Below are 25,799 nucleotides of genomic sequence, written 5' to 3'. Positions count from 1 at the left end.
TCGAGCAATAGGATGGAATCAGTCTAATCGGAAAGGTCTGTGCATCAGCGTGGCCAGATTGCAGGAGATCCCAGCGGAATTCGCTGACGACGACACGATCTACGAGTCCTTCGGCGAATACTGCCGAGAGATCGGAGTCGAGCCTTACCCGGCTCAGGACGAGGCGTTCCTCACGATCCTCGCCGGAGATAATACGATCATGGCGACCCCGACCGGCTCGGGGAAGTCACTCGTCGCTCTGTTCGCTCTCTACCAGTCCTTCACTCGCGGGATCCGGTCGTACTACACGGCCCCGCTCAAGGCCCTGGTGAGCGAGAAGTTCTTCTCCCTCATCGACGCATTCGGCGCAGAGAACGTCGGGATGATCACCGGCGACTCCACCGTCAACCCGGAGGCGCCCGTCATCTGCGCCACGGCGGAGATCCTGGCCAACCAGGCGCTGCGCGAAGGCGGAATGCTCGACGCCGGAATGGTCGTCATGGACGAATTCCACTACGTCGCCGACCCCTCCCGCGGTTGGGCCTGGCAGGTGCCCCTCCTCGAGATGCCGCAGACCCAGTTCGTCCTCATGTCCGCCACCTTGGGCGACACCACCGACATCCGACGGACGATGACGGAGACGACCGGACGCGACTCCTCCGTGGTCACCTCGGCGACCAGGCCGGTCCCGCTCGACTACGAATATTCGACGGAGACGCTCTCGGACACTCTCCGCGGACTCGTCCGCAACGACAAGGCCCCGGTCTACGTCGTCTCCTACTCTCAGAACGGTGCCATCGACCTCGCCACCAACCTGCTCTCGGTCGACCTTGCCTCCAAGGAACAGAAGGCCGCCATCGCCGCAGCCATCAAGGGCTTCACCTTCGGCAAGGGATTCGGGACCAGTCTGCGCAAACTGCTGCTGCACGGCGTCGGCGTCCACCACGCCGGAATGCTGCCGAAGTACCGCCGCCTCATCGAACAGCTCGCGCTGAAGGGACTGCTGCTCGTCATCTCCGGCACCGACACCCTCGGTGTGGGCATCAATGTGCCCATCCGCTCCGTGCTGTTGACCGGACTGACGAAGTTCGACGGGCGGAAGATGCGCCGACTCAGCGTCCGCGAGTTCCAACAGCTCGCAGGCCGCGCCGGCCGCGCCGGATTCGACACCCGCGGCTACGTCATCGCCCAAGCCCCCGAACACGTCATCGACAACCTCAAGGCAGAAGCCAAAGCGGCCAATGATGACAAGAAGAAAAAGAAGAAGGTCAAGAAGAAGGCTGCCCCGGTCGGCTTCGTCGGCTGGTCCGAAGAGACCTTCGCAAAACTCATCGAAGGCGAATCCGAGACCCTGCGTCCGCGGATGAAGATCGACCATTCGACGATCCTCAACCTCGTCGCCCGCCCCGGCTCCGATGTGTCGACCATCAGCGACTTCATCGACAAGACGCATGAGACACGGGAACGCCGGCTCGACCTCAAACTCACCGCGATCAGCATCGGACGCTCCCTCATCGACGCCGGACTCATCGAGGTCCGCGGCAGCGAACTCATCGCCACCCAGGACCTCGGCCCCCAGTTCGCGCTCAACCAGCCCCTGGCTCCCTTCGTGCTTGCCGCACTGGAGCTTCTCGACGAGAACGACGACACCTACGCCCTCGACGTCGTATCCGTCGTCGAGGCGACCACCTCGGTGCCGTTCCAGATACTGAAGGGCCAACTCGACCGGATCAAGGGAGAGACCCTGGCCGAACTCAAGGCCGAGGGCGTCGAATACGCCGAACGAATGGCGATCCTCGACGAGATCGAAAGTCCCGCACCCCTGGCCGAGATGCTCGACCCGGCCTTCGACCACTTCGTCGAGACTCATCCCTGGCTGCACCGAGGCGGCTTCGAACCCAAATCCGTCGTCCGCGACATGCTCGAGCAGGCCATGGGCTTCACCCAGTTCGTCGGCTACTACAGTCTCGCCCGGGCCGAGGGCAGCCTGCTGCGCTACCTCACCGACGTCTACCGCGCACTGCTCCACAACGTCCCCGCGGAGAACCGGACCGAGGAACTCGAGACCATCATCGAATGGTGTGGTGAGACCATCGCCCGGACGGATTCGTCGCTGCTCGACGAATGGCGTACCCTGCAGGGACTCGACCCCACCGAAGCTCCCGACGATCTGCCGGCACTCGACCGCCGCTTCTCCGGGAATACGAGGGTGTTCACCGCAGAGGTCCGCAATGCCCTGTTCCACCGAGTGCTGCTGGCCGAACGTGCGAACTACACGGAGCTCGGCCGCCTCGACTCCGAATCCGGATTCGACTCCCGGGCCTGGGAAGACGCGATCGAGGACTTCTACGACGAATACGGGGAGCTCATCGTCGACCAGAAGGCCCGCGGTCGGGAATATATCGACATCACACCCGGTTCAGACACATGGAGCGTCCGACAGATCCTCGCCGATCCCGACGACAACAGGGACTGGGCCATCGACGCCGAGGTGGACGTGGCCGCCAGCGACGAATCCGGAGATATCGTGCTCCGCATCATCTCCGTCGGGGAGATCGGCAGATGAGCCGGAAACCGCTGCGAATACAGCAATGTCAGTGCCGAGTAATACAGTGGTCAGGTGATGAAAACCAATAACGGTGAGCAAGTGACAGGCGTCTCCCATCTCGACACCCTGTGGGTCAAGGGAGCGCGAGCACACAATCTCAAGAACGTCGAGATCGCGCTGCCGCGCGACTCGATGGTCGTGTTCACCGGCTTGTCCGGTTCCGGCAAATCCTCGCTGGCCTTCGACACGATCTTCGCCGAGGGGCAGCGACGCTATGTCGAATCCCTGTCCTCCTATGCCCGGATGTTCCTCGGGCAGATGGACAAACCCGACGTCGACTTCATCGAAGGGCTGTCTCCAGCGGTGTCGATCGACCAGAAATCGACATCGCGCAATCCGCGTTCGACCGTCGGCACGATCACCGAGGTCTACGACTTCCTCCGCCTGCTGTGGGCGCGGATCGGCATCCCGCACTGTCCCGTCTGCGGTGAGGTCATCACGAAGCAGACCCCGCAGCAGATCGTCGACCAGCTGCTCGAACTCGAGGAGCGGACGAAGTTCCTCGTCCTCGCACCCGTCGTCCGGTCCCGCAAGGGCGAATTCGTCGACCTCTTCACCGACCTGCAGTCCAAGGGCTTCTCCAGGGCCATCGTCGACGGCGAGCAGATCAGCCTGAGCGAACCGCCGACCTTGGAGAAGCAGTACAAGCACACGATCTCCGTGGTCGTCGACCGCCTCGTCGCCAAATCGGGAATGCGCCCGCGGCTGACCGACTCCGTCGAGACCGCGCTGGGGCTCGCCGACGGACGCATCGACATCGAACTCGTCGACGAAGGCACGACCCGCACTTTCTCCGAGCACATGTCGTGCCCGAACGAGCACCCGCTGACGATCGACGAGATCGAACCCCGCTCATTCTCCTTCAACTCGCCCTTCGGCGCCTGCCCCACCTGCGACGGCATCGGCACCCGCCTGCAGGTCGACGAAGATCTCGTCGTCCCCGACGAGGACCTCAGCCTCGGCTCCGGGGCCATCGCCCCCTGGTCGGGAGGCAAACAGGTCTCGAAGTACTTCAACCGTCTGCTCAAGGGCCTCGGCGACGAACTCGGCTTCGATATGAAGACGCCGTGGAAGAAGCTGCCGAAGTCCGCGAAGACCGCGATTCTGACGGGCAAGGACTACAAGGTCCACGTCAAGTACAAGAACCGCTTCGGGCGTGAACGCACGTACTCGACGGGCTTCGAAGGCGTCTACCAATACATTCAGCGCAAGCACGAGGAAACAGAATCCGAGTGGTCGCGGGAACGCTACGAGTCCTATATGCGCGAGATCCCGTGTGCCAGCTGTGACGGTACGCGCCTCAAACCGGAGATCCTCGCCGTCAAGGTCGGAGACAGGTCCATCGCCGAGGTCTCCGAACTCGCCCTCGACGAAGCGGCTTCCTTCCTCGGCTCCCTCGAGCTGAGCTCCCGCGATGCCGCCGTGGCGGCGCAGGTGATGAAGGAGATCAACGCCCGCCTCGGTTTCCTCCTCGACGTCGGCCTCGACTACCTCAGCCTCAACCGGGCCGCCGGTACGCTCTCCGGCGGTGAGGCCCAGCGCATCCGCCTGGCCACGCAGATCGGCTCCGGCCTCGTCGGCGTCCTCTACGTCCTCGACGAGCCCTCGATCGGACTGCATCAGCGCGACAACCGCCGACTCATCGAAACGCTCAACAAGCTCAAGGATCTCGGCAACACCCTCATCGTCGTCGAACACGATGAAGACACCATCGAATCCGCCGACTGGATCGTCGATATCGGACCCGGTGCCGGCGAGCACGGGGGCGAGGTCGTCTACTCCGGTCCCGTCACCGGCCTCAAGGATGCCGAGAGATCGATCACCGGCGACTACCTCTCCGGCCGACGGGCGATCCAGATCCCGCCGACCCGCCGCCCCGTCGACAAGGACCGGATGGTCACCGTCGAGAAGGCCGTGGAGAACAACCTGCGAGACGTCACGGTGTCCTTCCCCCTTGGTGTGCTCACCGCCGTCACCGGCGTGTCCGGTTCGGGCAAATCGACTCTGGTCAACGAGATCCTCTACACACAGATGGCCAACGTCCTCAACGGCGCCTCCCGGGTGCCGGGACGGCACAAGCGCGTGACCGGCCTGGACAATCTCGACAAGGTCGTCCACGTCGACCAGTCTCCGATCGGTCGCACCCCGCGGTCGAATCCCGCGACCTACACCGGCGTCTTCGACCATGTGCGCCGGCTGTTCGCCGAAACCGAATCGGCGAAGGTCCGGGGCTATCTGCCCGGTCGGTTCTCCTTCAACGTCAAGGGCGGACGCTGCGAGAACTGCAGCGGCGACGGCACGATCAAGATCGAGATGAACTTCCTGCCCGACGTCTACGTCCCCTGTGAGGTCTGCCAGGGCGCTCGGTACAACCGGGAGACCCTGGAGGTCACGTTCAAGGGCAAGAACATCGCCGAGGTCCTCGACATGCCCATCGAGGAGGCCAACGACTTCTTCGCCGCGATTCCTGCGATCTCGCGACACCTCAAGACCCTCGTCGAGGTGGGGCTCGGCTATGTCCGACTCGGCCAGCCGGCCACGACTCTCTCCGGTGGCGAGGCACAGCGTGTCAAGCTCGCCGCCGAACTGCAGAAGCGCTCCCGCGGTCGCACCGTCTACGTGCTCGACGAACCGACGACCGGTCTGCACTTCGAGGACATCTCGAAGTTGCTCATGGTCCTCCAGGGACTCGTCGACAAAGGCAATACGGTCATCGTCATCGAACACAACCTCGACGTCATCGGCAATGCCGATCACATCATCGACCTCGGACCCGAGGGCGGCCGCGGCGGTGGGCAGATCATCGCCCAAGGCACTCCCGAAGAGGTCGCCGAGGTGACCGAATCGCACACCGGACGGTTCCTCAAACCGATGCTCAAGTCCTGATCCGAATGCCTGATCCATCCACCTACCGTCCGGCCACCGGGTCGATCCCCACATCGGCCGGGGTCTACAAATTCCGTGACCCCGACCGGCGGGTGATCTATGTCGGAAAGGCGAAGAACCTCCGCAACCGACTCAACTCGTACTTCGCCAACCCCGCCCAGCTGCACCCGCGCACCTCGACGATGGTCCACACCGCGAACTCGGTGGAATGGACCGTCGTCGACACCGAGGTCGAAGCCCTGCAGCTCGAATGGACGTGGATCAACGAGTTCAACCCGCGGTTCAACGTCATGTTCCGCGACGACAAGTCCTATCCTTACCTCGCGATCACGATGAATGACGAGGTGCCTCGGGCCTTCATCACCCGGGGAAAACGCCGCAAGGGCGTGAAGTACTTCGGTCCCTTCGCTCAGGTGTGGGCGATCAAGGACACCCTGGACCTGCTGCTCAAGGCCTTCCCGATGCGCACCTGCACAGCAGGGGTCTACCGTCGGGCCGAACGCAGCGGCAGGCCCTGCCTGCTCGGCTATATCGACAAATGCGCTGCTCCCTGCGTCGGTCAGATCAGCAAGGACGATCACAAGGACCTGGCCCGCAGCATCTCCGACTTCATGTCCGGAAACACCGGCCGGTTCATCAGCCACCGGCAGAAGGAGATGGCCACAGCCGCGGCCGAACTCGACTACGAACGCGCGGCCGGTCTGCGCGACGAGATCTCCGCCCTGCAGAAGGTCCTCGACAAGTCCGCCGTCGTCCTGTCGGTGAGCGCCGACTGCGATATCTTCGCCCTCGTCACCGAGGAGCTCGAAGCCTCCGTCCAGGTCTTCCACGTGCGCCAGGGTCGTATCCGCGGCCAACGCGGCTGGATCATCGAACGCTCCGATGATCACACCCCCGCGGAACTGACCACCGACTACCTGCGACAGGCATACTCCGGGCTCGATGCCGATGCCATTCCGAAGGAGATCCTCGTCGACACACTGCCGGCGGATCTGGAATCCCTGGAGGCCTGGCTGAGCGAGCAGCGCGGTTCGCGGGTGACCGTGCGGGTACCCGAACGCGGGGAGAAGAAGGCGGCCCTGGAGACCGTGGGGAAGAACGCGAAGGAAGCGCTCATCCAGCACAAGCTCAAACGCTCGTCCGACCTGACGACCCGCAGCCAGGCGCTCAAGGAGATCCAGGAGCACCTCGACCTGCCGGAAGCACCGCTGCGCATCGAATGCATCGACATCTCCCATACCCAGGGATCGAACGTCGTCGCCTCCCTCGTCGTGTTCGAAGACGGAATGGCGAAGAAACGCGACTACCGACACTTCGCCATCCACGGTGAAGCCGCGGCCGACGACACGGCTTCGATGTACGACGTCGTCTCCCGTCGCTTCAGCCGCTACCTCGAACAGATGACCTCCGAGGAGCCCGATGAGCGCTTCGGCTATCGGCCCAGCCTCCTCGTCGTCGACGGTGCCGGCCCGCAGGTTGCGGCAGCGACGCGGGCACTGACGGATCTCGGCATCGTCGACATCTCCGTCGTCGGTCTGGCCAAACGGCTCGAAGAGATCTGGATACCGGACGATCCGTTCCCGGTCATCCTCCCACGCAACTCCGAAGGGCTCTTCCTCATGCAGCGCCTGCGTGATGAGGCCCACCGCTTCGCCATCACCTATCACCGGTCGAAACGTGCGAAGGCGATGACGAGTTCCGTGCTCGACGACATTCCGGGTCTCGGAGAGTCGAAGCGCACCGCTCTGCTGCGCCATTTCGGATCCGTGAAGAAGGTCCGTGCTGCCACCGCCGAGGAGATCTGCGAGGTCAAGGGAATCGGTCCCTCCCTCGCCGCGAAGATCGTCACGGCTCTGGCCGACTGAGCTCTGCGATTCTGCCCTAGAGTAGTGCCGAGAGGTACAGTGCCCACCGACCGATCGGGCACGGACAGAGGAGGACGAGTGAGCGTGCAGGCCGAATCGAACGGATCCGACCACCCCATCGAGGTTGTGCTCGTCACCGGCATGTCCGGAGCAGGCCGCACCACCGTGGCCAATGTGCTCGAAGACATGGACTGGTATGTCGTCGACAACCTGCCGCCGCAGATGATGCGTCCGCTCGTCGAACTCGTCGCCCGTGCCGACGGCGCCCTGCCGAAGATCGCCATCGTCATCGACGCCAAAGGGCGCACCAAATACACCGAACTGCAGGAGACGATCAGCGATTTCGTCGATCAGGGTCTGTCCCTGCGCATCGTCTTCCTCGACGCCTCCGACGAAGTCCTCGTCCGACGTTTCGAATCGACCAGGCGGCCCCACCCACTGCAGGGGGAGGGGACCCTGCTCGACGGCATCGAAGCCGAACGTGCCGAACTCGAGTCCCTCAAACACCGCGCCGATATCATCGTCGACACCTCCGACCTCAACGTGCACCAGCTCTCCGCGGAGGTGCGCAAACGCTTCAGCGACGACGACACCCCGCCGCTGCGGCTGACGGTGATGAGCTTCGGCTTCAAATACGGCCTGCCCAAGGACGCCGACCACGTCGCCGACGTCCGCTTCCTGCCGAATCCGTACTGGATTCCCCATCTGCGCGGACACAACGGACTCGACTCCGATGTCGCGGCCTACGTCCTCGAGCAGAACGGCGCCGAGGAATTCATCGAACGCTATGCCGCAACCCTGTCCACCGTCGCCGAGGGATATCTGCACGAGGGCCGCGGCTACGCGATGATCGGCATCGGCTGCACGGGCGGCAAACACCGTTCCGTGGCGATCAGCGAAAGGGTCGGACGACTGCTGTCGGCCCAGACCGGGATCCCAGTGGCCGTGCGTCACCGCGATCTGGGAAGAGAATGACATGGAGACCGAAGATCTGCCCGTCATCTCCACGGGCGCACAGAAGGACGGTCCCAATATCGTCTCCTTCGGCGGAGGCCACGGACTCTACGCGGCGCTGAGGGCGTTCCGTCTGCTCACCGAAGACCTCACCGCGGTCGTCACAGTCGCCGACGACGGCGGCTCATCCGGACGACTGCGCGACGAACTCGGCGGACTGCCTCCCGGCGATCTGCGGATGGCTCTGGCCGCGCTCTGCGACGACGGCACGTGGGGCCAGACCTGGCGTGATGTCATCCAGCACCGGTTCGAATCGACAGGTGAGCTGCACGGTCACGCGGTGGGCAATCTGCTCATCGCAGCACTGTGGCAGATCCACGGCGACCATGTGGCCGGCCTGGATTGGATGGCCCGGCTGCTGCGCGCTCACGGTCGAGTGCTGCCGATGTCCTCGGTCCCGCTGACGATCGAAGCCGATGTGAAGTTCCCCGGCTCCTTCCAGGTCGTGCGCGGACAGTCCGTGCTCGCCTCCACGATCGGCCACGTCGAGACCGTGCGCCTCGACCCGGCTGCTCCACCTGCCCGCTACGAGACGATCGAAGCCGTGGAGGAGGCCGATGTTCTCAACCTCGGCCCCGGCTCCTGGTACACCTCGGTGATGCCGCACCTGCTCGTGCCTTCGCTCGCCGAGGCGATCGTGGCCTCAAAAGCGGTGAAATCCCTCACGCTCAACCTCAGCTCCACCGACGGTGAGACGAAGGACCTGAGCCTCGGCGAACACCTCGTCTCCCTCCACCGTCATGCCCGCTCACTGACCTTGGACTATGTCCTCGTCGACGAGGCGGCCACCGAACTCGAACCCGACCTGCCGCAGCGGGCCGAGGACATGTTCGGAGCGAAACTCTGGGAACGTCCCCTGCGCTCACGGAGGCAGGGACAGCATGACAGCCTCAAGCTGGCGGCATGCTACCGTGACATGTTGTTGGACGCCGGGATCGGCGTCGCCGAGCAGTGGTAGAACTTCAGGTGCAGGAGGACGAGCTATGGCACTGACCGCTCAGGTCAAGGACGAGTTGGCGCGAGTGAAGATCACTCGCACCTCCGCCCGCAAGGCCGAGGTGTCCTCGATCTTCCGCTTCTCCTCCGCCCTCCACCTCGTCAACGGCTCGATCGTTCTCGAAGCCGAACTCGACACTGCCCAGGCCGCCAAACGGCTGCGAGCGGAGATCAAGGATCTCTACGGTCAGCATGCCGACATCGTCGTCATCAATGCCGCCGGAATCCGCCGCTCCAACCGCTACCTGCTGCGCGTCACCCGTGACGGGGGAGCACTGGCCCGCCAGACCGGACTCGTCGACAACCGCGGCCGTCCCGTGCGCGGACTGCCCTCGGCCATCGTCAACGGCTCCGTCGCCGATGCCGAAGCCGCCTGGCGCGGAGCCTTCCTCGCCCACGGATCACTGACCGAGCCGGGGCGCTCCTCGGCGTTGGAAGTCACCTGCCCCGGCCCCGAGGCGGCTCTTGCCCTCGTCGGCGCAGCCCGCCGACTCGGACTGAGTGCGAAAGCCCGCGAGGTCCGGGGAGTCGACCGCGTCGTCATCCGCGATGGCGACGATATCGCCGCGCTGCTCACCCGCATGGGCTCCCACAGCGCCGTGCTGGTCTGGGAGGAACGGCGGATGCGCAGGGAGGTCCGCGCGACCGCGAACCGCCTGGCGAACTTCGACGATGCGAACCTGCGTCGCTCGGCACGGGCCGCCGTGGCCGCCGGCGCCCGGGTCGAACGCGCCCTGGAGATCCTCGGCGACGACGTCCCCGAACACCTCCGCTACGCCGGTCAGCTTCGCGTGACCCACAAACAGGCGTCCCTCGAAGAGCTCGGTCAGCTCGCCGACCCGCCGATGACGAAGGACGCGGTGGCCGGCCGGATCCGCAGGCTGCTGTCCACTGCGGACAAGCATGCGGAAGAACTGGGAATTCCCGGCACCGAAGCCAGTCTGACCCCGGAAATGCTCGAGGATCGCTAAGATCGAGGCATGAGACGAATCGCCATCAACGGCTTCGGCCGCATCGGCCGTGCCCTGTTCCGTCTGTCCCTCGAACCCGATGCTGATTTCGAGGTCGTGGCCATCAACGATCTCACCGATACGACGACCCTGGCTCATCTGCTCTCCCACGACTCCGTGTGGCCTCGCTTCGACCATGATGTCGACGCCGCCGACGAGGCGATCATCGTCGACGGACGAGAGATCGCGGTGACGAGCCAAGCCGACCCGTCCGCCATCGACTGGAGTTCGCACAAGGTCGAACTCGTCGTCGAATCCACCGGACGCTTCACCCGGCAGGACCAGGCCGAGGCCCACCTCGGCGGCACCGTGCAGACCGTCGTGCTCTCCGCCCCCGGAAAGGACGTCGACGCGACCCTCGTCATGGGGGTGAACGAAGACACCTTCGATCCGTCCGCGCACTCCGTCGTCTCGAACGCCTCGTGCACGACGAACTGCATGGCCACCGTCGTCAAGGCGCTCGACGACGCCCTCGGCGTCGAATCCGGTCTGCTCAACACCGTTCACGCCTACACAGGCGACCAGATGCTCGTCGACGGACCCCACCGGGACCTGCGTCGCGCCCGAGCCGCCGCCGTCAACATCGTGCCGACCACCACCGGAGCCGCACGCACCGTCGGCCGCGTCATGCCCCACCTCGAGGGCAAGCTCGACGGACTCGCCGTGCGTGTACCCGTGCCCGCCGGATCGATCATCGACTTCACCTTCACCACCTCCAAGAGCGCCGACCGCGACGAGGTCAACGCGATCCTCGCCTCCGCCGCGGACGGATCGCCCTACCTCGACTTCTCCACCGACGAACTCGTCTCCAGCGACATCGTCGGCACCACCGCCTCGGCGATCGTCGATTCCAAGCTCACGATGGTGCTGGGCGACCAGATCAAGGTCGTGGCCTGGTACGACAACGAGTGGGGATACACGAACCGACTCAAAGACATGGTCAGCTACATTCTCAGCGAAAGGGACTCATGAGGACATTCGACGATGCGGGCATCTTCGCCGGACACACGGTGCTCGTCCGCAGCGATCTCAACGTGCCGATGGACGACGGCACGATCACCGACCGCGGTCGCATCCTGGCCTCGGCCGGAACGATCAGGTCCCTCGCCGAGGCGGGAGCCAAGGTCATCGTGATGTCGCATCTGGGCCGGCCGAAGGGAGAACCGGATCCGCAGTTCTCACTGGCCCCGATCGTCCCCGAACTCGCCGAAGCCATCGGCCGTCCGGTCGCCTTCGCCGCCGACACCGTCGGTGACGATGCGCAGACGAAGGCCGCAGCCCTGTCCGACGGTGACGTGCTGCTGCTGGAGAACCTGCGCTTCAATCCCGGCGAGACGGCGAAGTCCGATGCTGAGCGCCAGGAATTCGCCACCCAGCTGGCAGCGCTGGCCGACGATTTCGTCTCCGACGGATTCGGCGTCGTCCACCGCAAGCAGGCTTCGGTCTACGACATCGCTGGCCTCCTCCCGCACTATGCCGGCTCACTCGTGCGTGCGGAAGTCGAGGTCAGCGACAGGCTGCTCAACAACCCCGAATCCCCGTTCACCGTCGTTCTCGGCGGATCCAAGGTCTCGGACAAACTCGGCGTCATCGACAACCTCATCGACCGCGCCGACAATCTGCTCATCGGCGGGGGAATGGTCTTCACCTTCCTCGCCGCACTCGGTCATGACATCGGGTCGAGCCTGGTCGAGAAGGACCGCATCGACGACGTCAAGGGCTACCTCGAACGCTCCCGGTCCGGTGGTGCACGCATCGTCCTGCCCACGGACATCGTCATGGCCGCCTCCTTCGCCGCCGACGCCGAGCACTGGGTCCGGCCCGTCGCCGAACTCGAAGACACTCCGGCCGGAGGCGACGGCCTCGGCCTCGACATCGGCCCCGAATCGGCGCGCGCCTATGCCGAGATCATCGCAGGCTCGACCACTGTGTTCTGGAACGGGCCGATGGGCGTCTTCGAGTTCCCGGCCTTCGCCGCCGGCACCAAAGCCGTAGCCCAAGCTCTGGCCGACGAAGGCAGCAGCGGGGGACAGAGGCTGACCGTGGTCGGCGGCGGCGATTCCGCAGCCGCCGTGCGCAGCCTCGGCTTCGCCGATGACGCCTTCGGCCACATCTCCACCGGCGGAGGTGCCAGCCTCGAATATCTCGAAGGCAAGACCCTGCCCGGACTCGACGCACTCGGATGAGGAAGACAGACACCATGAGCGACCGCACCCTGCTACTGGCAGGCAACTGGAAGATGAACCACGATCATCTGGAGGCGATCTCCGCTGTCCAGAAGCTCGCCTGGGCACTCGAGGACGCCAAACTCGACGACACCGACTGCGAAGTCGTCGTCATTCCGCCGTTCACCGACATCCGTTCGGTGCAGACACTCGTCCAGGGGGACAAGCTTTGGCTGAAGTACGGTGCCCAGGACGTCTCCCAGCACGCTCCCGGAGCGCATACCGGAGAGATCGCCGCATCGTTCCTCTCCCGCCTCGGCTGCAGCTACGTGGTCATCGGCCACAGTGAACGCCGTGCCGACAACCACGAGACCAACGAGGTCGTGGCCGCGAAGATCAAGGCCGCACTTTCGGCTGAACTCACACCGATCCTCTGCGTGGGGGAGTCGCTGGAACAGCGGCAGGAGAAGAGCCACGTCGAGTTCACCCTCGGACAGCTCGAGGAGTCGCTGGCCGGATTCGACGCAGGCGACCTCTCCGGCCTCGTCATCGCCTACGAACCCGTCTGGGCGATCGGCACCGGAGAGACAGCCACTGCCGCCGATGCCGCCGAGATGGCATCGGCGATCCGCGCACGCATCGGTGAGAAGTACGGCGAGGCTCTTGCCCAGACCACCCGCATTCTCTACGGCGGGTCGGTCAAGGCCGACAACGTCGCCGAAATCGTCGCCTCCGCGGACGTCGACGGCGCACTGGTCGGAGGTGCGAGCCTCAGCGGTCCGGACTTCGCCGCTTTGTGCAAGGCCGCGGTCGCGAAGTAGACTGACAGACGCATCATTCGACGAAACACTCGACGAAACATAGGTTGAATCCGACGTGGAAATCCTCAACATCATTCTCATCGCGCTGCTCGTGCTCACGAGCATCTTCCTCACCCTGCTGATCCTCATGCACAAGGGCAAGGGCGGTGGCATGTCCGACATGTTCGGCGGCGGAATGTCCTCGTCGCTGGGATCCTCGGGCGTCGCGGAGCGCAACCTCAACAGGTTCACGACGCTCATGGCGATCATCTGGGCGGCCTGCATCATCCTGCTGGGCGTCCTCACTCGGTTCAACTCCTGAGCCATCGTGGCTCGCTGATGCCGAGACCGTGAGACACCGACACCGAGGCGACGCCCCGGTGGACGAATGAGAAGGACCCCGACCGAATCGGTCGGGGTCCTTCTCTGTTCGTGCTCTGTCCCTCGCTCCGGCGGATCAGTGCCGTTTCAGGCAGATCAGTCGTGGCCGAAGTGGTGGCGCGGGCTGATCGACCCGATCGCCTCCCGCAGCTGTTCGAGCCCACGAGAACGATCAAGCAGGTGCAGACGCACCACGGGTCGGCCCTTCTCACTCAGCACCGCCGCATCGCCGGCGGCCTGGGCGCGCTGCAGCTGAGCGAAGCCGAAGTCGCGTCCCGGCACCAGCAGGTCAGTGCGAGCCTCACCGGTGATCTGGAGGAACACTCCGTTCGGATGACCGCCCTTGTGGTACTGACCGGTCGAATGCAGGTAGCGGGGGCCGAAGCCGAAGGTCGTCTGCACTCCGGCATGTGTGGACACGAGCGGACGCAGATCCGCAGCCTCGGCATCGGCGATCCGATCGAGGTAGGCCTGAATGCCGACATATCCGTACTCGTCGACCTGCGAGAACAGCTCCTCCAGAGCTCCGACGAGATCAGTGGCCTCGTCGACGACCTCGAGAACGTCGATGTCTCCCTCACGGAACCGCGGCTGCTCCGTCGAACCCGAGTCCGGTCCGTCGAGCAGGTGCCTGGCCTGTGCCTTCGCGGCCTCCACATCAGGCTGGTCGAAGGGATTGACCCCGATGCTGTATCCGGCGATGGCCGTGGCGTATTCCCAGAACAGGAACAGCTCGCCCAACCCACCGGTGATAGTCGCTTCGAATCCGGACGGCGCACCCAGCTCCGAGTCATCGGCTGCCGGCCCGAGCAGGCACAGGAGTGCGTCTGCGCGTGCATCGGAGAACCCGATGTCGGCGGGGGAGTCGACGACGACGGGAAGGATGCCCTGACCGTCCTTGCCGAGGGATTCGGCGATGAGCTGCTCGATCCAGACCCCGAGCCCGTTCAGCTGCTCTGCGGTTTCGGCGAGGACGAGCTTCTCCGTCGTCCGGGCGTGGGCGATGCTCAGCCAAGCGCCGAACCGCAGTGCAGGATTGTCCAGACCGTCGGCAGACAGGTCGGTGGCGGCCGCGGCGGCCTCTGCGATGATCCCGCGCACATCGGCACCGGCCAGACCCGCGGGGACGAGTCCGAAGGCCGAGAGAGCACTGAAGCGTCCGCCGACCGTGGGGTCGGCGAGGAAGGTCGCAAGGAAGCCCTGATCGGCGGCCAGCGCCTCGAGTTCGGTTCCCGGATCGGTGATCGCGATCATCCGGGACGCCGGATCGACGCCGATCGACTCGAAGGCCGCGGCGAAGCTGCGGCGGATCGAATCCGTCTCCACCGTGGTTCCGGACTTCGACGCGATGATGAGGACCGTGTGTTCGAGATCGGTGCCGATCGCCTCGGCGACCTGATTGGGATCGGTCGAGTCGATGATCTCGAGTCGGACACCGACCGTCTGAGCCATCACTTCGGGAGCGAGCGATGATCCGCCCATTCCGGCCAAGCTGATCGTGCGCAGACCCTGCTCCTGCAGACGCAACCGCAGGGATTCGATCTTATCGAGCAGATCTGCGGCGTTCTGCGGAAGATCCACCCAGCCCATCCGGTCCGCGGCGTCGGCGGCCCCGTCGAACAGTTCCGCATCCTTGGCGCTCAGCCGGGAAGCCAGGCCGGCGTCGATGAGACGCGCGGCCTCTGCCTCGAACTCCTCATCGACGGGAACAGAGAGTGAGAGCTTCATGAGCGGTCCAGAGCCGTACGGATCGTTTCCTGGAGTTCGGTCCAACTGACGTCGAACTTCTCCAGCCCCTGCTCTTCGAGCACGGTCATGACCTCGGCGTAGTCGATGCCCAGTCGTGCCAGAGCGTCGAAGACCTCGTCGGCGGCACGGTAGTGCTCGGACGTGATCTGGCCGGTGACCTCACCGTGGTCGGCGAACGCCTCCAGGGTGGGTTCGGGCATCGTGTTCACGGTGTTCGGTGCGATGAGCCCGGTCACGTACATCGTGTCGGCGTAGTCGGGATTCTTCACTCCGGTCGAAGCCCACAGCAGACGCTGTGGACGGGCCCCGGCGAGTTCGAGGACTCGGAAGCGTTCGGAGGTGAACAGCTGCGAGTGGATCTCGTGGGCGAGCACGCAGTTCGCGATGCCCGCCTTGCCCTTGAGCTCCACGGCCTTCGGGTCGTCGATGGAATCGAGTCGGGAATCGATCTCGGAGTCCACCCGGGAGACGAACACCGAGGCCACCGACCGGATCGTCGAGAGGTCATGACCGGCGGCGCGGGCCTTCTCCAGCCCCTGGAGGAAGGCTTCGACGACGTGGCGGTAGCGGGTCAGGGAGAACACGAGCGTGACGTTGACGCTGATCCCGGCCGCGATCGTTTCGTAGATCGCGCGGAGTCCCTCCTCGGTGGCCGGGATCTTGATCATCGCATTCGGTTCGCCGACCCGTTCCCACAGGGCCTTCGCCGAGGCGACGGTCGCTTGCGCATCATGAGCCAGCGGGGGAGCGACCTCGATCGACACGCGACCGTCTTCGCCGTTCGTGGACTCGAAGACCGGACGGAACAGGCGGGCCGCCTCGGCGACATCCGCTGTGGTCAGTGCCTCGATGGCCTCATCCACATCGGCACCGGAGGCACCGAGCTCGGCGACCGCAGCGTCGTAGTCGTCGGCTGCCGAGATCGCGTTCGCGAAGATCGTCGGGTTCGTCGTCACACCCGTGACGGAGGATCTCTCGATGAGGCGGGCGAGATCCCCGGATTCGAGTCGGGTGCGCGAGAGGTCGTCGAGCCAGATCGAGACTCCGGCCGCGCTGAGCTGCTGGAGACGTTCACTCATGCTTCCGCCTTTGCTGCGTTGATGGATTCCTTGGCTGCGTCGACGACGGCCGAGGCCGTGATGCCGAACTTCTCGTACAGGGTCTGGTAGTCCGCGGATGCACCGAAATGTTCGATGGACACGGCACGACCGGCATCGCCGAGGTACTTGTGCCAGCTCATCGCCGAGGCGGCTTCGATGCTTACCCGTGCCTTCAGCGTTCGCGGCAGCACGGTGGCCCGGTAGTCCTCCGGCTGAGCGTCGAACCATTCCTGGCACGGCATGGAGATGACGCGAGCGGCTGTGCCCGATGCCTGCAGAGCTTCGGCGGCCTCGAGAGCGATGGCGACCTCGGAACCGCTGGCGATGATGGCCACCTCGGGCTGGTCACCGGTATCGGTGAGCACATAGCCGCCGCGTGCGGCCTCGGAGGCGGGGGCGTACTTCTCACGGTCGAGGACCGGCACGGCCTGTCGGGTCAGGACGAGTCCGCTGGGGCCGTCGGTGCGTTCGAGGATCTTCCGCCATGCGACCGCGGTCTCGTTCGCATCGGCCGGTCGGACGAGGTCGAGGCCGGGGATCGCCCGCAGCGCGGAGAGGTGCTCGATCGGCTGGTGGGTCGGTCCGTCCTCACCGAGGCCGATCGAATCGTGGGTCCACACGAACAGGTTCGGCAGCTGCTGGAGGGCAGCCAGGCGCACGGCCGGCCGCTGGTAGTCGCTGAAGACGAGGAACGTGCCGTTGTACGGGCGGGTTCCGCCGTGCAGGGCGATGCCGTTGCCGATGAGACCGGCGGAGAACTCGCGGACGCCGAAGTGGATATTGCGTCCGTACTCGTGGCCGGAGAATGCACCCGTGGAGCGGTGAGCGGGCAGGAAGCTCGGCTCACCCTTGATCAGAGTGTTGTTCGAGCCCGCGAGGTCGGCGGAACCGCCCCAGAGTTCGGGCATGGTCTCGGCGATCGCATTGAGAACCTGACCGGACGCCGCGCGAGTGGCGATGCCCTTCCCGCTGGCTTCGAAGACCGGGAAAGCCGCATCGAGGCCGGCGGGCAGCTCGCGCTTGGACAGACGGTCGAAGAGGGCGGCGTTGTCCGGGTTGGCGGTGCGCCATTCGGCGAAGGACTTGTCCCATTCGAGGTGGGCGGCACGACCGCGGTCCAGGGCCTGACGAGTGTGAGCGAGAACCTCGTCGTCGACGGCGAAGGTCGACTCCGGGTCGAAGCCGAGGACCTCCTTGGTCGCCCGGATCTCGTCCTCGCCGAGGGCCGCACCGTGAGACCCGCCGGTGTTCTGCGCGTTCGGGGCCGGCCAGGCGATGATCGTGGACAGGCGGATGAACGAGGGGCGGGAATCCGCGCGAGCAGCCTCGACGGCGGCGTGGAAGGCTTCGATGTCCTCGTGGTAGTCACCGCCGGCAGTGAAGTCGACGTGCTGGACGTGCCAGCCGTAGGCGGCGTACCGGGCGGCCGTGTCCTCGCCGAAGGCGATCGCGGTGTCGTCTTCGATGGAGATCTTGTTGTCGTCCCAGATCACCAGCAGGTTCGACAGCTCCTGCGTCCCTGCCAGCGATGACGCCTCACCGGACACTCCCTCTTCGAGGTCGCCGTCCGAGGCGAGCACGACGATGTTGTGGTCGAACGGTGAGCTGCCGGGAGCCGCCTCGGGGTCGAAGAGTCCGCGTTCACGGCGAGCGGCCATGGCCATGCCCACGGCCGAGGCCAGTCCGGAGCCCAGGGGCCCCGTGGTGATCTCGACGCCGGCGGTGTGGCCGACTTCCGGGTGCCCCGGGGTGAGCGAACCCCATGTGCGCAGCGCCTTGAGGTCGTCGAGCTCGAGCCCGAACCCTGCCAGGTAGAGCTGGACGTACTGCGTGAGCGAACTGTGACCGCAGGAGAGGACGAAACGATCACGGCCGACCCAAGTCGGGTCGGCCGGGTCGTGAGTGAGTCCGTGCTGATACAGGTAGTGTGCGATGGGAGCCAGGCTCATTGCGGTGCCCGGGTGCCCGTTCCCTGTCTTCTGCACCGCATCCGCGGCGAGGAGGCGGGCAGTGTCGACTGCGCGATTGTCGAGTTCAGTCCAGGACAGAGTTGTCATGTCGTCGAGCGATCCTTCGTTCGTCTTAAGAGCGTGCATTCAAACTCTACCCGTCGGATGCCTGAAGCGCCGCCCCTGTTCACCCGCCGTGCTGAGAGGGAGCGAGACATTTAGGCTACCGACGGGTAAAGTGTGGTCTCGCGCACAGTTGCGGGTTCGACATCCAATGGCTGCTGTGTGCTGCGGAGACCGAAAATGGACTGTGCCTGACTGGAGGGATGACAGGGTGAGCAAAGGTGCTGATCCCGTGATCGATGCCGCCGTCGCAGACAGCGGGGACCAGCGATCCGATCGGCCGGCGGGCAGGCGCCCCGACTTCGCCGAGGTGGCCGAACAGACGAGGGGGCTCCGTCGGCTGATCTCCCGGATCGGCACGGCGTGCCCGGTGTTCTTCGCCGTGGCTACCGTCGCCGTGTCGTCGGCGATCGCCCAGCCGCTCCGCGGCACCGTCGACATCGGGGAGCTCGGCCTGTGGACGTTGGGCACACTCCTTCTGCTCACCCCCTTCGCAGCAGCGCTGGCCGTGATGCTCAATGCACGGCGCGGCGGACTGGTGTGGACGACCGCCCTCGTCTACTCCGTCATCACCGGATTCATCGGCTTGTGCGTCGATGCGAATCTCCTCCGCACGGATCCGCAGTCGGCCTCGCTGAGCTTCATCTCAGTGCTCATCGTGCAGGTCGTCGTGCTTGCTCCGGTGTGTGCGGCGGTGGCCTTCCTCGTCCGCATCGTCAGTGACTCGACTCGCCTGCGCGCGACTGGCAAAAACTTCGACAACAGGTAGAATCTAGGGCGTGAGCAAACTTCGTCAGAACCGGGAAGAGCAGAGTGAACGACCTCTGCAGAGGGCCATCGACGAGCAGAGCCTCGCTACCCGACCGCGTTCGATCATCAGCGCCTATATCGCGCTGACCAAGCCGCGCGTCATCGAGCTGCTCCTCGTCACGACCGCGCCCGTGATGTTCCTGGCCGCTCAGGGACTGCCGAACATCTGGCTCGTCATCAACACCCTCATCGGCGGAGCCGCCGCTGCGGCCTCGGCCTCGGTCTTCAACTGCTACGTCGACCGTGACATCGACGCGAAGATGGAACGGACGAAGGACCGTCCCCTCGTCACCGGTGAGATCAGCCCCCGTTCTGCACTCATCTTCGCTTTCGTGCTCGGCATCGGTTCGATCTTCTGGCTCGGCGGATTCACGAACTGGGTCACGGCGGGACTCACCGCCTCGGCGATTCTGCTCTACGCAGTCTTCTACACCCTCGTCCTCAAGCGCCGCACCTCACAGAACATCGTCTGGGGCGGCGCTGCAGGCTGCATGCCCGTGCTCATCGGCTGGTCGGCCGTGACCGGAGGAATCGCGTGGGAGCCCGTGCTGCTCTTCCTCGTCGTCTTCTTCTGGACCCCGCCGCACTACTGGCCGCTGGCGATCAAGTACAAGGCCGACTACGACGCCGCCGACGTGCCCATGCTGCCGTCGAAGGTTCCGCCGACATCCGTCGGCCGTCAGATGATCCTCTACACCTGGGCGATGATCGCCTGCTCACTCGCGCTCATTCCCGTCGCTCCGATGGGTCCTGTCTACACGATCGTGGCCGTCGGCGCCGGAGTCTGGTTCCTGTGGTCGTGCTACTCGCTGGTCTCCCGTGCCAAGCAGGGTAAGGACGGCACCTCGCTCAAGGCGATGAAGGTCTTCCACGGTTCGATCACCTACCTGTCACTGCTCTTCCTGGCAGTGGCCATCGACCCGTTCGTGCCCACCCTGATCCCCGGTATCTGGTGATTCGCCGAAGAACCCGCTGATCCATTCGGCCCAGTTTGAGTTGGATAGCACAGATTTGAAACAGTGCTATCCAACTCAAACTGGGCCGTTGTGCGTCTGTGCCTTGCGCTTCGGGTCGGAACGCAAATTCTCAGCCGGCGTTGACGAGGTCGTCGATGACGATCTTCTTCATCTGCATGAGCGCCTGAGTCTGTGCCGGACCGGTCATCAGCTCGCCGAAGTTCGCGGGAACGATCTGCCAGCTGACTCCGAAGCGGTCCTTGAGCCAACCGCACTGTTCGTGCTCGGGTGACGCCGACAGTTGCGACCAGTAGTGGTCGATCTCGGCCTGGTCCGCGCATTCGACGGTCAGCGAGATCGCCTCGTTGAATGTGAACACTGGTCCGCCGTCGAGGCAGATGAACTCTGTGCCGTCGAGGACGAACCGGCCGGTCAGGACCTTCCCGCTCATCCCCCTGAAGTGTTCGTCGAGGGATTCGTCGGGATAGCGTTCGATGGACAGGACGCGCGAATCGGGGAAGACGGAGCAGTAGAACTCCATGGCCTCCTCGGCGCAGTCAGGAAACCACAGACACGGAACGATCGGGACTGACATCGGTGCTCCTCGGGTATGCGCTGTCGAGGACGGCAACGCTTGCCGCAATCGTAGCCGACAGGCCGACCATGTGTAAGGCCACGAGCAGTTCGGGAACACCGAGGAAGTACTGGACGTAGCCGATGATTCCCTGGGCCACCTCGACGACGAGAAGCACGGTCAGCGGGGCGACCATCGCCGTCTGCGTCTTCTTCCGGGCGACGACGAGAGCGGAGATCGTGGTGATGACGAGCAGCCACACCGGCGCGGCGTGCAAGCGGGTGACCCAGATGTTGTCGAGGTTGTTGCGGGTCGAGATCGTCGAACCCGAATGGGGCCCGGCCCCCGTGGTGAGCACGCCGAAGACGACGATGATCGCGGTGAGACCGAGGATGATCCACCCCAGAGTCGGCAGCGGAGCCGGGGCCTTGGTGCCCAGCCGCACGCCGGTGTCATAGGTGCGGCGGACGAAGTAGGCGGCGACGCCGACAGCGACGGCCGAGGGCACGAAGTGCCCGGCGACGACCCAGGGATTGAGCTTCGTCCACACGGTGATTCCGCCGACGACGGCCTGGACGGGCACGATGGCCAGCAGGCCGATATTGAGCCAGAAGAGATCCGGGCGCTGCTTCCGGTGCCTCCACAGCATGAGCGCAATGCACACGCCGAGGATCGCCAGCGCCACAGCCAGCAGGCGGTTGCCGAACTCGATGGCGCCGTGGATGCCCATCTCGCTGGTGGCCACGAGCGAATCAGGGGTGCACTTCGGCCAGTCCGAACAGCCGAGCCCAGAGCCGGTGAGCCGGACGATTCCCCCGGTCAGGATGATCCCTGCCTGGGCGATGAGCATGGCCCAAGCGGCGATGCGGATCTTCTTCGTGACCACTTCACTCCTCATTCGAAACGGAACCACCTGCGTGCCGCAAGCGTTCCCACAAGCCCCCATACCAGGAGCACGATGATTGCCTTGATGTCTGTGCCGCCGTGTCCGATGGCCGACCGCATGGCGTCGCCGAGCGCACCGGAGGGCAGGTAGCTCACAACCGTTCCCCATTCTCCCGGATGTGCGATGACGAGGCCACCGACGCCCGCCATGAGCACCCAGATGAGGTTCGTCGCCGCCAGAGTCGCCTCGGCGCGGACTGTGCCGGCCATGAGCAGACCGAGCGAGAGCAGCGCGGCGGTGCCGAACAGCGTGGCCAGGAAGAGTCCGAGGATGTCGACGGGACCTCGGAAGCCGAGAATCGCCGCCGCGGCGAAGACGAGTGCGTACTGGATGAGAACGACGACGATGACGGCGCCGAGTTTGCCGAGGATGAGTCCGTTCGTCCCCAGCGGAGTCGTTGCCAGCTGCCGCAGCACCCCGTAGCGGCGGTCGAAGGCGGTTGCGATCGCCTGCCCGGTGAATGCGCTGGAGGCCAGGCTCAGGCTCAGCGCCCCGGGGACGGCGATCGACAGCGGATCGGTACCGGCCTCGATGACCCCGAGCCCGGTGAGCAGGGGAGTCTTCGCGAGGAAGACGAGCAGTCCCAGCGGGAAGATGATTGAGAGCAGCAGTTGTTCGCCGTTGCGCAGAACGGACAGGGTCTCGAACTTCGCCTGCGAGACGATGCGTGTCGAGGTCATCGCAGCGGCCTCCCGGTGAGATCGAAGAAGACGTCGGACAGGGACTGCCTCTGCATGCCGATGTCCGTGATCTGCAGTCCCGCCTCGGCGACGGCAGTGCACGCGGCCGCGATCTGATTCGCCGTCGGTGCTCCGTCGAGGGAGATGAGTGAGCCCTGCGCCGAGGCGGGACCGAGCTCGGTGAGCCGATCGACGAGGGCGGCGGGGACGGGGGAGGCGAGGCGTATCGTCAGCGACCGGGACCCGGCGGAGGCGCTGCGCAGCTCCTCTGGCGCTCCCTGAGCGATGATCCGTCCCCGATCGATGACGACGACCTCGTCGGAGAGCTCCTCGGCCTCGGCGAGGTCGTGGGTGGTGAGGACTACGGCGACTCCGCGGTCGGCGAGATCGCGGATGAAGCTGTGGACGACCTCGCGAGCCTGCGGGTCGAGACCGGCGCAGGGTTCGTCGAGGAAGACGAGGCGCGGCCGTCCGATGAGGGCCGCGGCCAGTGCGACTCGCTGCTTCTGTCCCCCGGAGAGCCTGCGCATCGTGCGTCCGGCGAAGTCGTGGAGACCCAGCGGTTCGGCGAGTTCGTCGACCGGTACGGGATTCTCATAGAGGGTGGAGAGGTGCCGCAGCACCTGCAGGGGCTTCGAGCTCATCGGCAGTCCGCCGTCCTGGAGCATGACCCCGGCCAGCTGCGACGTCGTCGCGTGTTCGGCGACGGGGTCGTGCCCGAAGATCTCCACCGTGCCCGATTCGGGGCGGCGGGTGCCCACGGCCAGGGAGATGGTCGTGGATTTTCCTGCGCCGTTGGGTCCGAGCACGCCGAGGACGGATCCGGACTCGGCCGTGAGGTCGATTCCGTCGACGACACGGTGGGTGCCGTAGGAGTACTGGAGACCGCGAATGGTCAGGGCCGGAGATGACACCAGGCTATTCTACGACGCGTCGAAACGGGTGTCGAAACCGCAGGTGTCCACGCGCGACGCGGGCGGTGGTTAGGCTCACCTAGTTTTACGAAACAAATTACGCAACAATATTGTTGTGTTAGTCAAGGAGGTGGATTATGGCTGCAAACGACACGGAAGATCGCCGAACCCGGCAGAAGGTCTTCCAGTCGGTGCTCGACGAAGGTCCGATCACTGCTTCGTCTTTGGCCAAAGCCCTCGAGCTGACTCCCGCGGCGATCCGTCGTCACCTGGACGCGCTGGAGAGTGAGGGCCTTCTCGAGGTCCGTGAACTCGCCGGCAAACAGGCGGGCAGGGGCCGACCGGCCCGGCACTATGTGGTCACGACGGCCGGACACGATTCGGTCAGTCATTCCTACGACGAGTTGGCCGTGAACATCCTGCGCTTCATGGAGGACAAGCACGGCAGATCGGCAGTGGAGGGCTTCACGGAAGACCTCGTGAGCCGACTGCGGGAGCGACTCGGACCGGAACTCGAAAAGCGCGGCGGCACCACAGTGGCGTCTCGCTCACGTGCACTTGCCGCCGCACTCACACGGGAAGGGTACGCCGCCTCGGCGACCCCGGTCGCGGCCGGAACCCCGTTGGAGGCGATGCAGCTGTGCCAGGGACACTGCCCGATCCAGGCCGTGGCGGCGGAGTACCCGGAGATCTGCGAAGCAGAGCTCGCGATGTTCTCCGACTACCTCGGTGTCGACGTGCGGCGGCTGTCGTCGCTGGCCCAGGGCGACCATGTGTGCACCACCCACATTCCGACTTCGGAACTGACCAGACCACTCATCCACAGCAATGATCGACCTCAAGGAGGTTCACGATGACTGACACAGGAAATCGGATCATCGATGCGAATCCCGAGCTCAAAGACCTCGGGCAGTACGCATACGGTTGGCACGACGAGAACGATGCCGGCGCGACCGCGACCCGCGGCCTCAGCGAGGAAGTCGTCCGCAACATCTCGAAGCTCAAGGACGAACCGGAGTGGATGCTCAAGCGTCGACTCAAGGCTCTGCGTCTGTTCGACAAGAAGCCGATGCCGAACTGGGGCGCCGACCTCACCGGAATCGACTTCGCGGACATCAAGTACTTCGTTCGCTCCACCGAGGGACAGGCGACGTCCTGGGAGGACCTGCCCGAGGACATCCGCAACACCTATGACAAGCTCGGCATCCCCGAGGCCGAGAAGCAGCGCCTCGTCGCCGGTGTCGCCGCTCAGTACGAGTCCGAGGTCGTCTACCACCAGATCAACGAGGAGCTCGAGGCTCAGGGTGTCATCTTCATGGACACCGACACCGGCCTGCGCGAGCACCCGGAGATCTTCGAAGAGTACTTCGGGTCGATCATTCCGTCCGGTGACAACAAGTTCGCCGCTCTGAACACCGCTGTCTGGTCCGGCGGCTCCTTCGTCTACGTCCCCAAGGGCGTCCACGTCGAGATCCCGCTGCAGGCCTACTTCCGCATCAACACGGAGAACATGGGCCAGTTCGAGCGCACGCTCATCATCGCCGACGAGGGTTCCTCGGTCCACTACGTCGAGGGCTGCACCGCTCCGATCTACAAGACCGACTCCCTGCACTCGGCCGTCGTCGAGATCATCGCGAAGAAGGATGCGAAGGTCCGCTACACGACGATCCAGAACTGGTCGAACAACGTGTACAACCTCGTCACCAAGCGCGCCATCGCCGAAGAGGGCGCCTCCATGGAATGGGTCGACGGCAACATCGGCTCGAAGGTGACCATGAAGTACCCGGCCATCTGGCTCACCGGTGAGCACGCCCGCGGCGAGACGCTGTCCGTGGCCTTCGCCGGCGAGGGACAGCACCAGGACACCGGTGCGAAGATGGTCCACGCCGCTCCGCACACCCATTCGTCGATCGTGTCGAAGTCCGTGGCCCGCGGCGGCGGCCGCGCCGGCTACCGCGGACTCGTCCACGTCCACCCGGGCGCCGAAGGCTCGTCGAACAACGTCCTCTGCGACGCCCTGCTCGTCGACAACGTCTCCCGTTCGGACACGTACCCCTACATCGACATCCGCGAAGACGACGTCACACTCGGCCATGAGGCCACCGTGTCGAAGGTCAGTGAGGATCAGCTCTTCTACCTCATGTCCCGCGGCATGGAGGAGACCGAGGCGATGGCGATGATCGTGCGCGGCTTCGTCGAGCCGATCGCACGCGAACTCCCGATGGAGTACGCCCTCGAACTCAACCGCCTCATCGAACTGCAGATGGAAGGCGCGGTCGGCTGAGACCCGACCC

General features: G+C 65.0%; 21 protein-coding genes. 14 read left to right on the top strand and 7 right to left on the bottom strand.

What is annotated here, in order from left to right:
• Positions 1 to 49 precede the first annotated feature (49 nt).
• The 10 genes from HIM68_RS03585 to secG all read left to right on the top strand — a co-directional run bounded on the left by HIM68_RS03585 (position 50) and on the right by secG (position 13,645).
• The gene (locus HIM68_RS03585; protein WP_172169641.1) at positions 50 to 2,545 is read left to right on the top strand and encodes a DUF3516 domain-containing protein; all 2,496 of its coding nucleotides are present in this window, start codon (positions 50 to 52) and stop codon (positions 2,543 to 2,545) included.
• A gap of 57 nt (positions 2,546 to 2,602) precedes the next feature.
• Positions 2,603 to 5,473: an excinuclease ABC subunit UvrA gene (gene uvrA / locus HIM68_RS03580; protein ID WP_172170283.1), complete on the top strand. Its 2,871-nt coding sequence runs from the start codon at positions 2,603 to 2,605 to the stop codon at positions 5,471 to 5,473.
• A gap of 5 nt (positions 5,474 to 5,478) precedes the next feature.
• Positions 5,479 to 7,338 carry an excinuclease ABC subunit UvrC gene (gene uvrC, locus HIM68_RS03575; protein ID WP_172169638.1) on the top strand — a complete coding sequence of 620 codons (1,860 nt, stop codon included), beginning with the start codon at positions 5,479 to 5,481 and terminating at the stop codon, positions 7,336 to 7,338.
• 78 nt (positions 7,339 to 7,416) lie between these two features.
• Positions 7,417 to 8,313 (top strand): RNase adapter RapZ, encoded by an 897-nt coding sequence (gene rapZ, locus HIM68_RS03570; protein WP_139467293.1) that lies wholly within the window; start codon positions 7,417 to 7,419, stop codon positions 8,311 to 8,313.
• Between the two features lies 1 nt (position 8,314).
• Positions 8,315 to 9,310: a uridine diphosphate-N-acetylglucosamine-binding protein YvcK gene (gene yvcK, locus HIM68_RS03565; protein ID WP_172169635.1), complete on the top strand. Its 996-nt coding sequence runs from the start codon at positions 8,315 to 8,317 to the stop codon at positions 9,308 to 9,310.
• 25 nt (positions 9,311 to 9,335) lie between these two features.
• Positions 9,336 to 10,319 carry a DNA-binding protein WhiA gene (gene whiA / locus HIM68_RS03560; protein ID WP_139467292.1) on the top strand — a complete coding sequence of 328 codons (984 nt, stop codon included), beginning with the start codon at positions 9,336 to 9,338 and terminating at the stop codon, positions 10,317 to 10,319.
• 9 nt (positions 10,320 to 10,328) lie between these two features.
• Positions 10,329 to 11,330, top strand: a complete 1,002-nt coding sequence (gene gap, locus HIM68_RS03555; RefSeq protein WP_172169632.1) for a type I glyceraldehyde-3-phosphate dehydrogenase — start codon at positions 10,329 to 10,331, stop codon at positions 11,328 to 11,330.
• Entirely contained in the window at positions 11,327 to 12,544 is a 1,218-nt protein-coding gene (pgk, locus tag HIM68_RS03550) for a phosphoglycerate kinase (protein WP_172169629.1), read from the top strand. The genes gap and pgk overlap by 4 nt, the downstream gene beginning before the upstream one ends.
• A 14-nt stretch (positions 12,545 to 12,558) precedes the next feature.
• Positions 12,559 to 13,344, top strand: coding sequence for a triose-phosphate isomerase (gene tpiA / locus HIM68_RS03545; RefSeq protein WP_172169626.1), 786 nt, complete (start codon positions 12,559 to 12,561; stop codon positions 13,342 to 13,344).
• A 55-nt stretch (positions 13,345 to 13,399) separates the two neighbouring features.
• Positions 13,400 to 13,645: a preprotein translocase subunit SecG gene (gene secG / locus HIM68_RS03540; RefSeq protein ID WP_101544300.1), complete on the top strand. Its 246-nt coding sequence runs from the start codon at positions 13,400 to 13,402 to the stop codon at positions 13,643 to 13,645.
• Positions 13,646 to 13,800: 155 nt separating this feature from the next.
• Here secG and HIM68_RS03535 read toward each other — a convergent pair whose 3' ends face one another.
• Genes HIM68_RS03535 through tkt form a run of 3 tightly spaced genes read right to left on the bottom strand, consistent with a single transcriptional unit; the run spans position 13,801 to position 18,610 of the window.
• A complete protein-coding gene (locus HIM68_RS03535) occupies positions 13,801 to 15,432 on the bottom strand; it encodes a glucose-6-phosphate isomerase (protein WP_172169623.1) in 1,632 nt (543 codons plus the stop codon).
• Entirely contained in the window at positions 15,429 to 16,532 is a 1,104-nt protein-coding gene (tal, locus tag HIM68_RS03530; protein ID WP_172169620.1) for a transaldolase, read from the bottom strand. The genes HIM68_RS03535 and tal overlap by 4 nt, the downstream gene beginning before the upstream one ends.
• Positions 16,529 to 18,610: a transketolase gene (gene tkt / locus HIM68_RS03525; protein WP_172169617.1), complete on the bottom strand. Its 2,082-nt coding sequence runs from the start codon at positions 18,608 to 18,610 to the stop codon at positions 16,529 to 16,531. The genes tal and tkt overlap by 4 nt, the downstream gene beginning before the upstream one ends.
• Before the next feature lie 226 nt (positions 18,611 to 18,836).
• Here tkt and HIM68_RS03520 point away from each other — a divergent pair, with 226 nt between their 5' ends.
• Positions 18,837 to 19,394: a hypothetical protein gene (locus HIM68_RS03520; RefSeq protein ID WP_172169614.1), complete on the top strand. Its 558-nt coding sequence runs from the start codon at positions 18,837 to 18,839 to the stop codon at positions 19,392 to 19,394.
• Positions 19,395 to 19,404: 10 nt separating this feature from the next.
• A complete protein-coding gene (locus HIM68_RS03515) occupies positions 19,405 to 20,391 on the top strand; it encodes a heme o synthase (RefSeq protein ID WP_101544292.1) in 987 nt (328 codons plus the stop codon).
• Between the two features lie 130 nt (positions 20,392 to 20,521).
• Here HIM68_RS03515 and HIM68_RS03510 read toward each other — a convergent pair whose 3' ends face one another.
• From HIM68_RS03510 to HIM68_RS03495, 4 genes are read right to left on the bottom strand one after another with little or no spacing between them, the layout of a single operon-like run.
• Positions 20,522 to 20,986 (bottom strand): VOC family protein, encoded by a 465-nt coding sequence (locus HIM68_RS03510; protein ID WP_172169611.1) that lies wholly within the window; start codon positions 20,984 to 20,986, stop codon positions 20,522 to 20,524.
• Complete coding sequence (locus tag HIM68_RS03505) at positions 20,949 to 21,851, bottom strand: heme A synthase (protein ID WP_229663932.1); 903 nt, start codon at positions 21,849 to 21,851, stop codon at positions 20,949 to 20,951. The genes HIM68_RS03510 and HIM68_RS03505 overlap by 38 nt, the downstream gene beginning before the upstream one ends.
• An 8-nt stretch (positions 21,852 to 21,859) precedes the next feature.
• Positions 21,860 to 22,591: an ABC transporter permease gene (locus HIM68_RS03500; protein ID WP_172169605.1), complete on the bottom strand. Its 732-nt coding sequence runs from the start codon at positions 22,589 to 22,591 to the stop codon at positions 21,860 to 21,862.
• Complete coding sequence (locus HIM68_RS03495; RefSeq protein WP_172169602.1) at positions 22,588 to 23,505, bottom strand: ABC transporter ATP-binding protein; 918 nt, start codon at positions 23,503 to 23,505, stop codon at positions 22,588 to 22,590. The genes HIM68_RS03500 and HIM68_RS03495 overlap by 4 nt, the downstream gene beginning before the upstream one ends.
• A 137-nt stretch (positions 23,506 to 23,642) precedes the next feature.
• Here HIM68_RS03495 and HIM68_RS03490 point away from each other — a divergent pair, with 137 nt between their 5' ends.
• Positions 23,643 to 24,362, top strand: a complete 720-nt coding sequence (locus HIM68_RS03490) for a metalloregulator ArsR/SmtB family transcription factor (RefSeq protein WP_139467280.1) — start codon at positions 23,643 to 23,645, stop codon at positions 24,360 to 24,362.
• Positions 24,359 to 25,789, top strand: coding sequence for a Fe-S cluster assembly protein SufB (gene sufB / locus HIM68_RS03485; RefSeq protein ID WP_039207512.1), 1,431 nt, complete (start codon positions 24,359 to 24,361; stop codon positions 25,787 to 25,789). The genes HIM68_RS03490 and sufB overlap by 4 nt, the downstream gene beginning before the upstream one ends.
• The last annotated feature ends 10 nt before the right edge of the window (positions 25,790 to 25,799 follow it).

It is taken from the genome of Brevibacterium sp. CT2-23B (assembly GCF_013168765.1).
In the GTDB taxonomy this organism is placed as follows: Bacteria; Actinomycetota; Actinomycetes; order Actinomycetales; family Brevibacteriaceae; genus Brevibacterium; species Brevibacterium sediminis.
This window is presented reverse-complemented; position numbering and strand designations above follow the sequence as displayed.

Coding starts and splice junctions, on each gene's coding strand:
- uvrA (WP_172170283.1), top strand. CDS start 2,603: ATGAAAACCAATAACGGTGAGCAAGTGACAGGCGTCTCCCATCTCGAC.
- uvrC (WP_172169638.1), top strand. CDS start 5,479: ATGCCTGATCCATCCACCTACCGTCCGGCCACCGGGTCGATCCCCACA.
- yvcK (WP_172169635.1), top strand. CDS start 8,315: ATGGAGACCGAAGATCTGCCCGTCATCTCCACGGGCGCACAGAAGGAC.
- whiA (WP_139467292.1), top strand. CDS start 9,336: ATGGCACTGACCGCTCAGGTCAAGGACGAGTTGGCGCGAGTGAAGATC.
- gap (WP_172169632.1), top strand. CDS start 10,329: ATGAGACGAATCGCCATCAACGGCTTCGGCCGCATCGGCCGTGCCCTG.
- pgk (WP_172169629.1), top strand. CDS start 11,327: ATGAGGACATTCGACGATGCGGGCATCTTCGCCGGACACACGGTGCTC.
- tpiA (WP_172169626.1), top strand. CDS start 12,559: ATGAGCGACCGCACCCTGCTACTGGCAGGCAACTGGAAGATGAACCAC.
- HIM68_RS03535 (WP_172169623.1), bottom strand. CDS start 15,432: ATGAAGCTCTCACTCTCTGTTCCCGTCGATGAGGAGTTCGAGGCAGAG.
- tal (WP_172169620.1), bottom strand. CDS start 16,532: ATGAGTGAACGTCTCCAGCAGCTCAGCGCGGCCGGAGTCTCGATCTGG.
- tkt (WP_172169617.1), bottom strand. CDS start 18,610: ATGACAACTCTGTCCTGGACTGAACTCGACAATCGCGCAGTCGACACT.
- HIM68_RS03510 (WP_172169611.1), bottom strand. CDS start 20,986: ATGTCAGTCCCGATCGTTCCGTGTCTGTGGTTTCCTGACTGCGCCGAG.
- HIM68_RS03500 (WP_172169605.1), bottom strand. CDS start 22,591: ATGACCTCGACACGCATCGTCTCGCAGGCGAAGTTCGAGACCCTGTCC.
- HIM68_RS03490 (WP_139467280.1), top strand. CDS start 23,643: ATGGCTGCAAACGACACGGAAGATCGCCGAACCCGGCAGAAGGTCTTC.
- sufB (WP_039207512.1), top strand. CDS start 24,359: ATGACTGACACAGGAAATCGGATCATCGATGCGAATCCCGAGCTCAAA.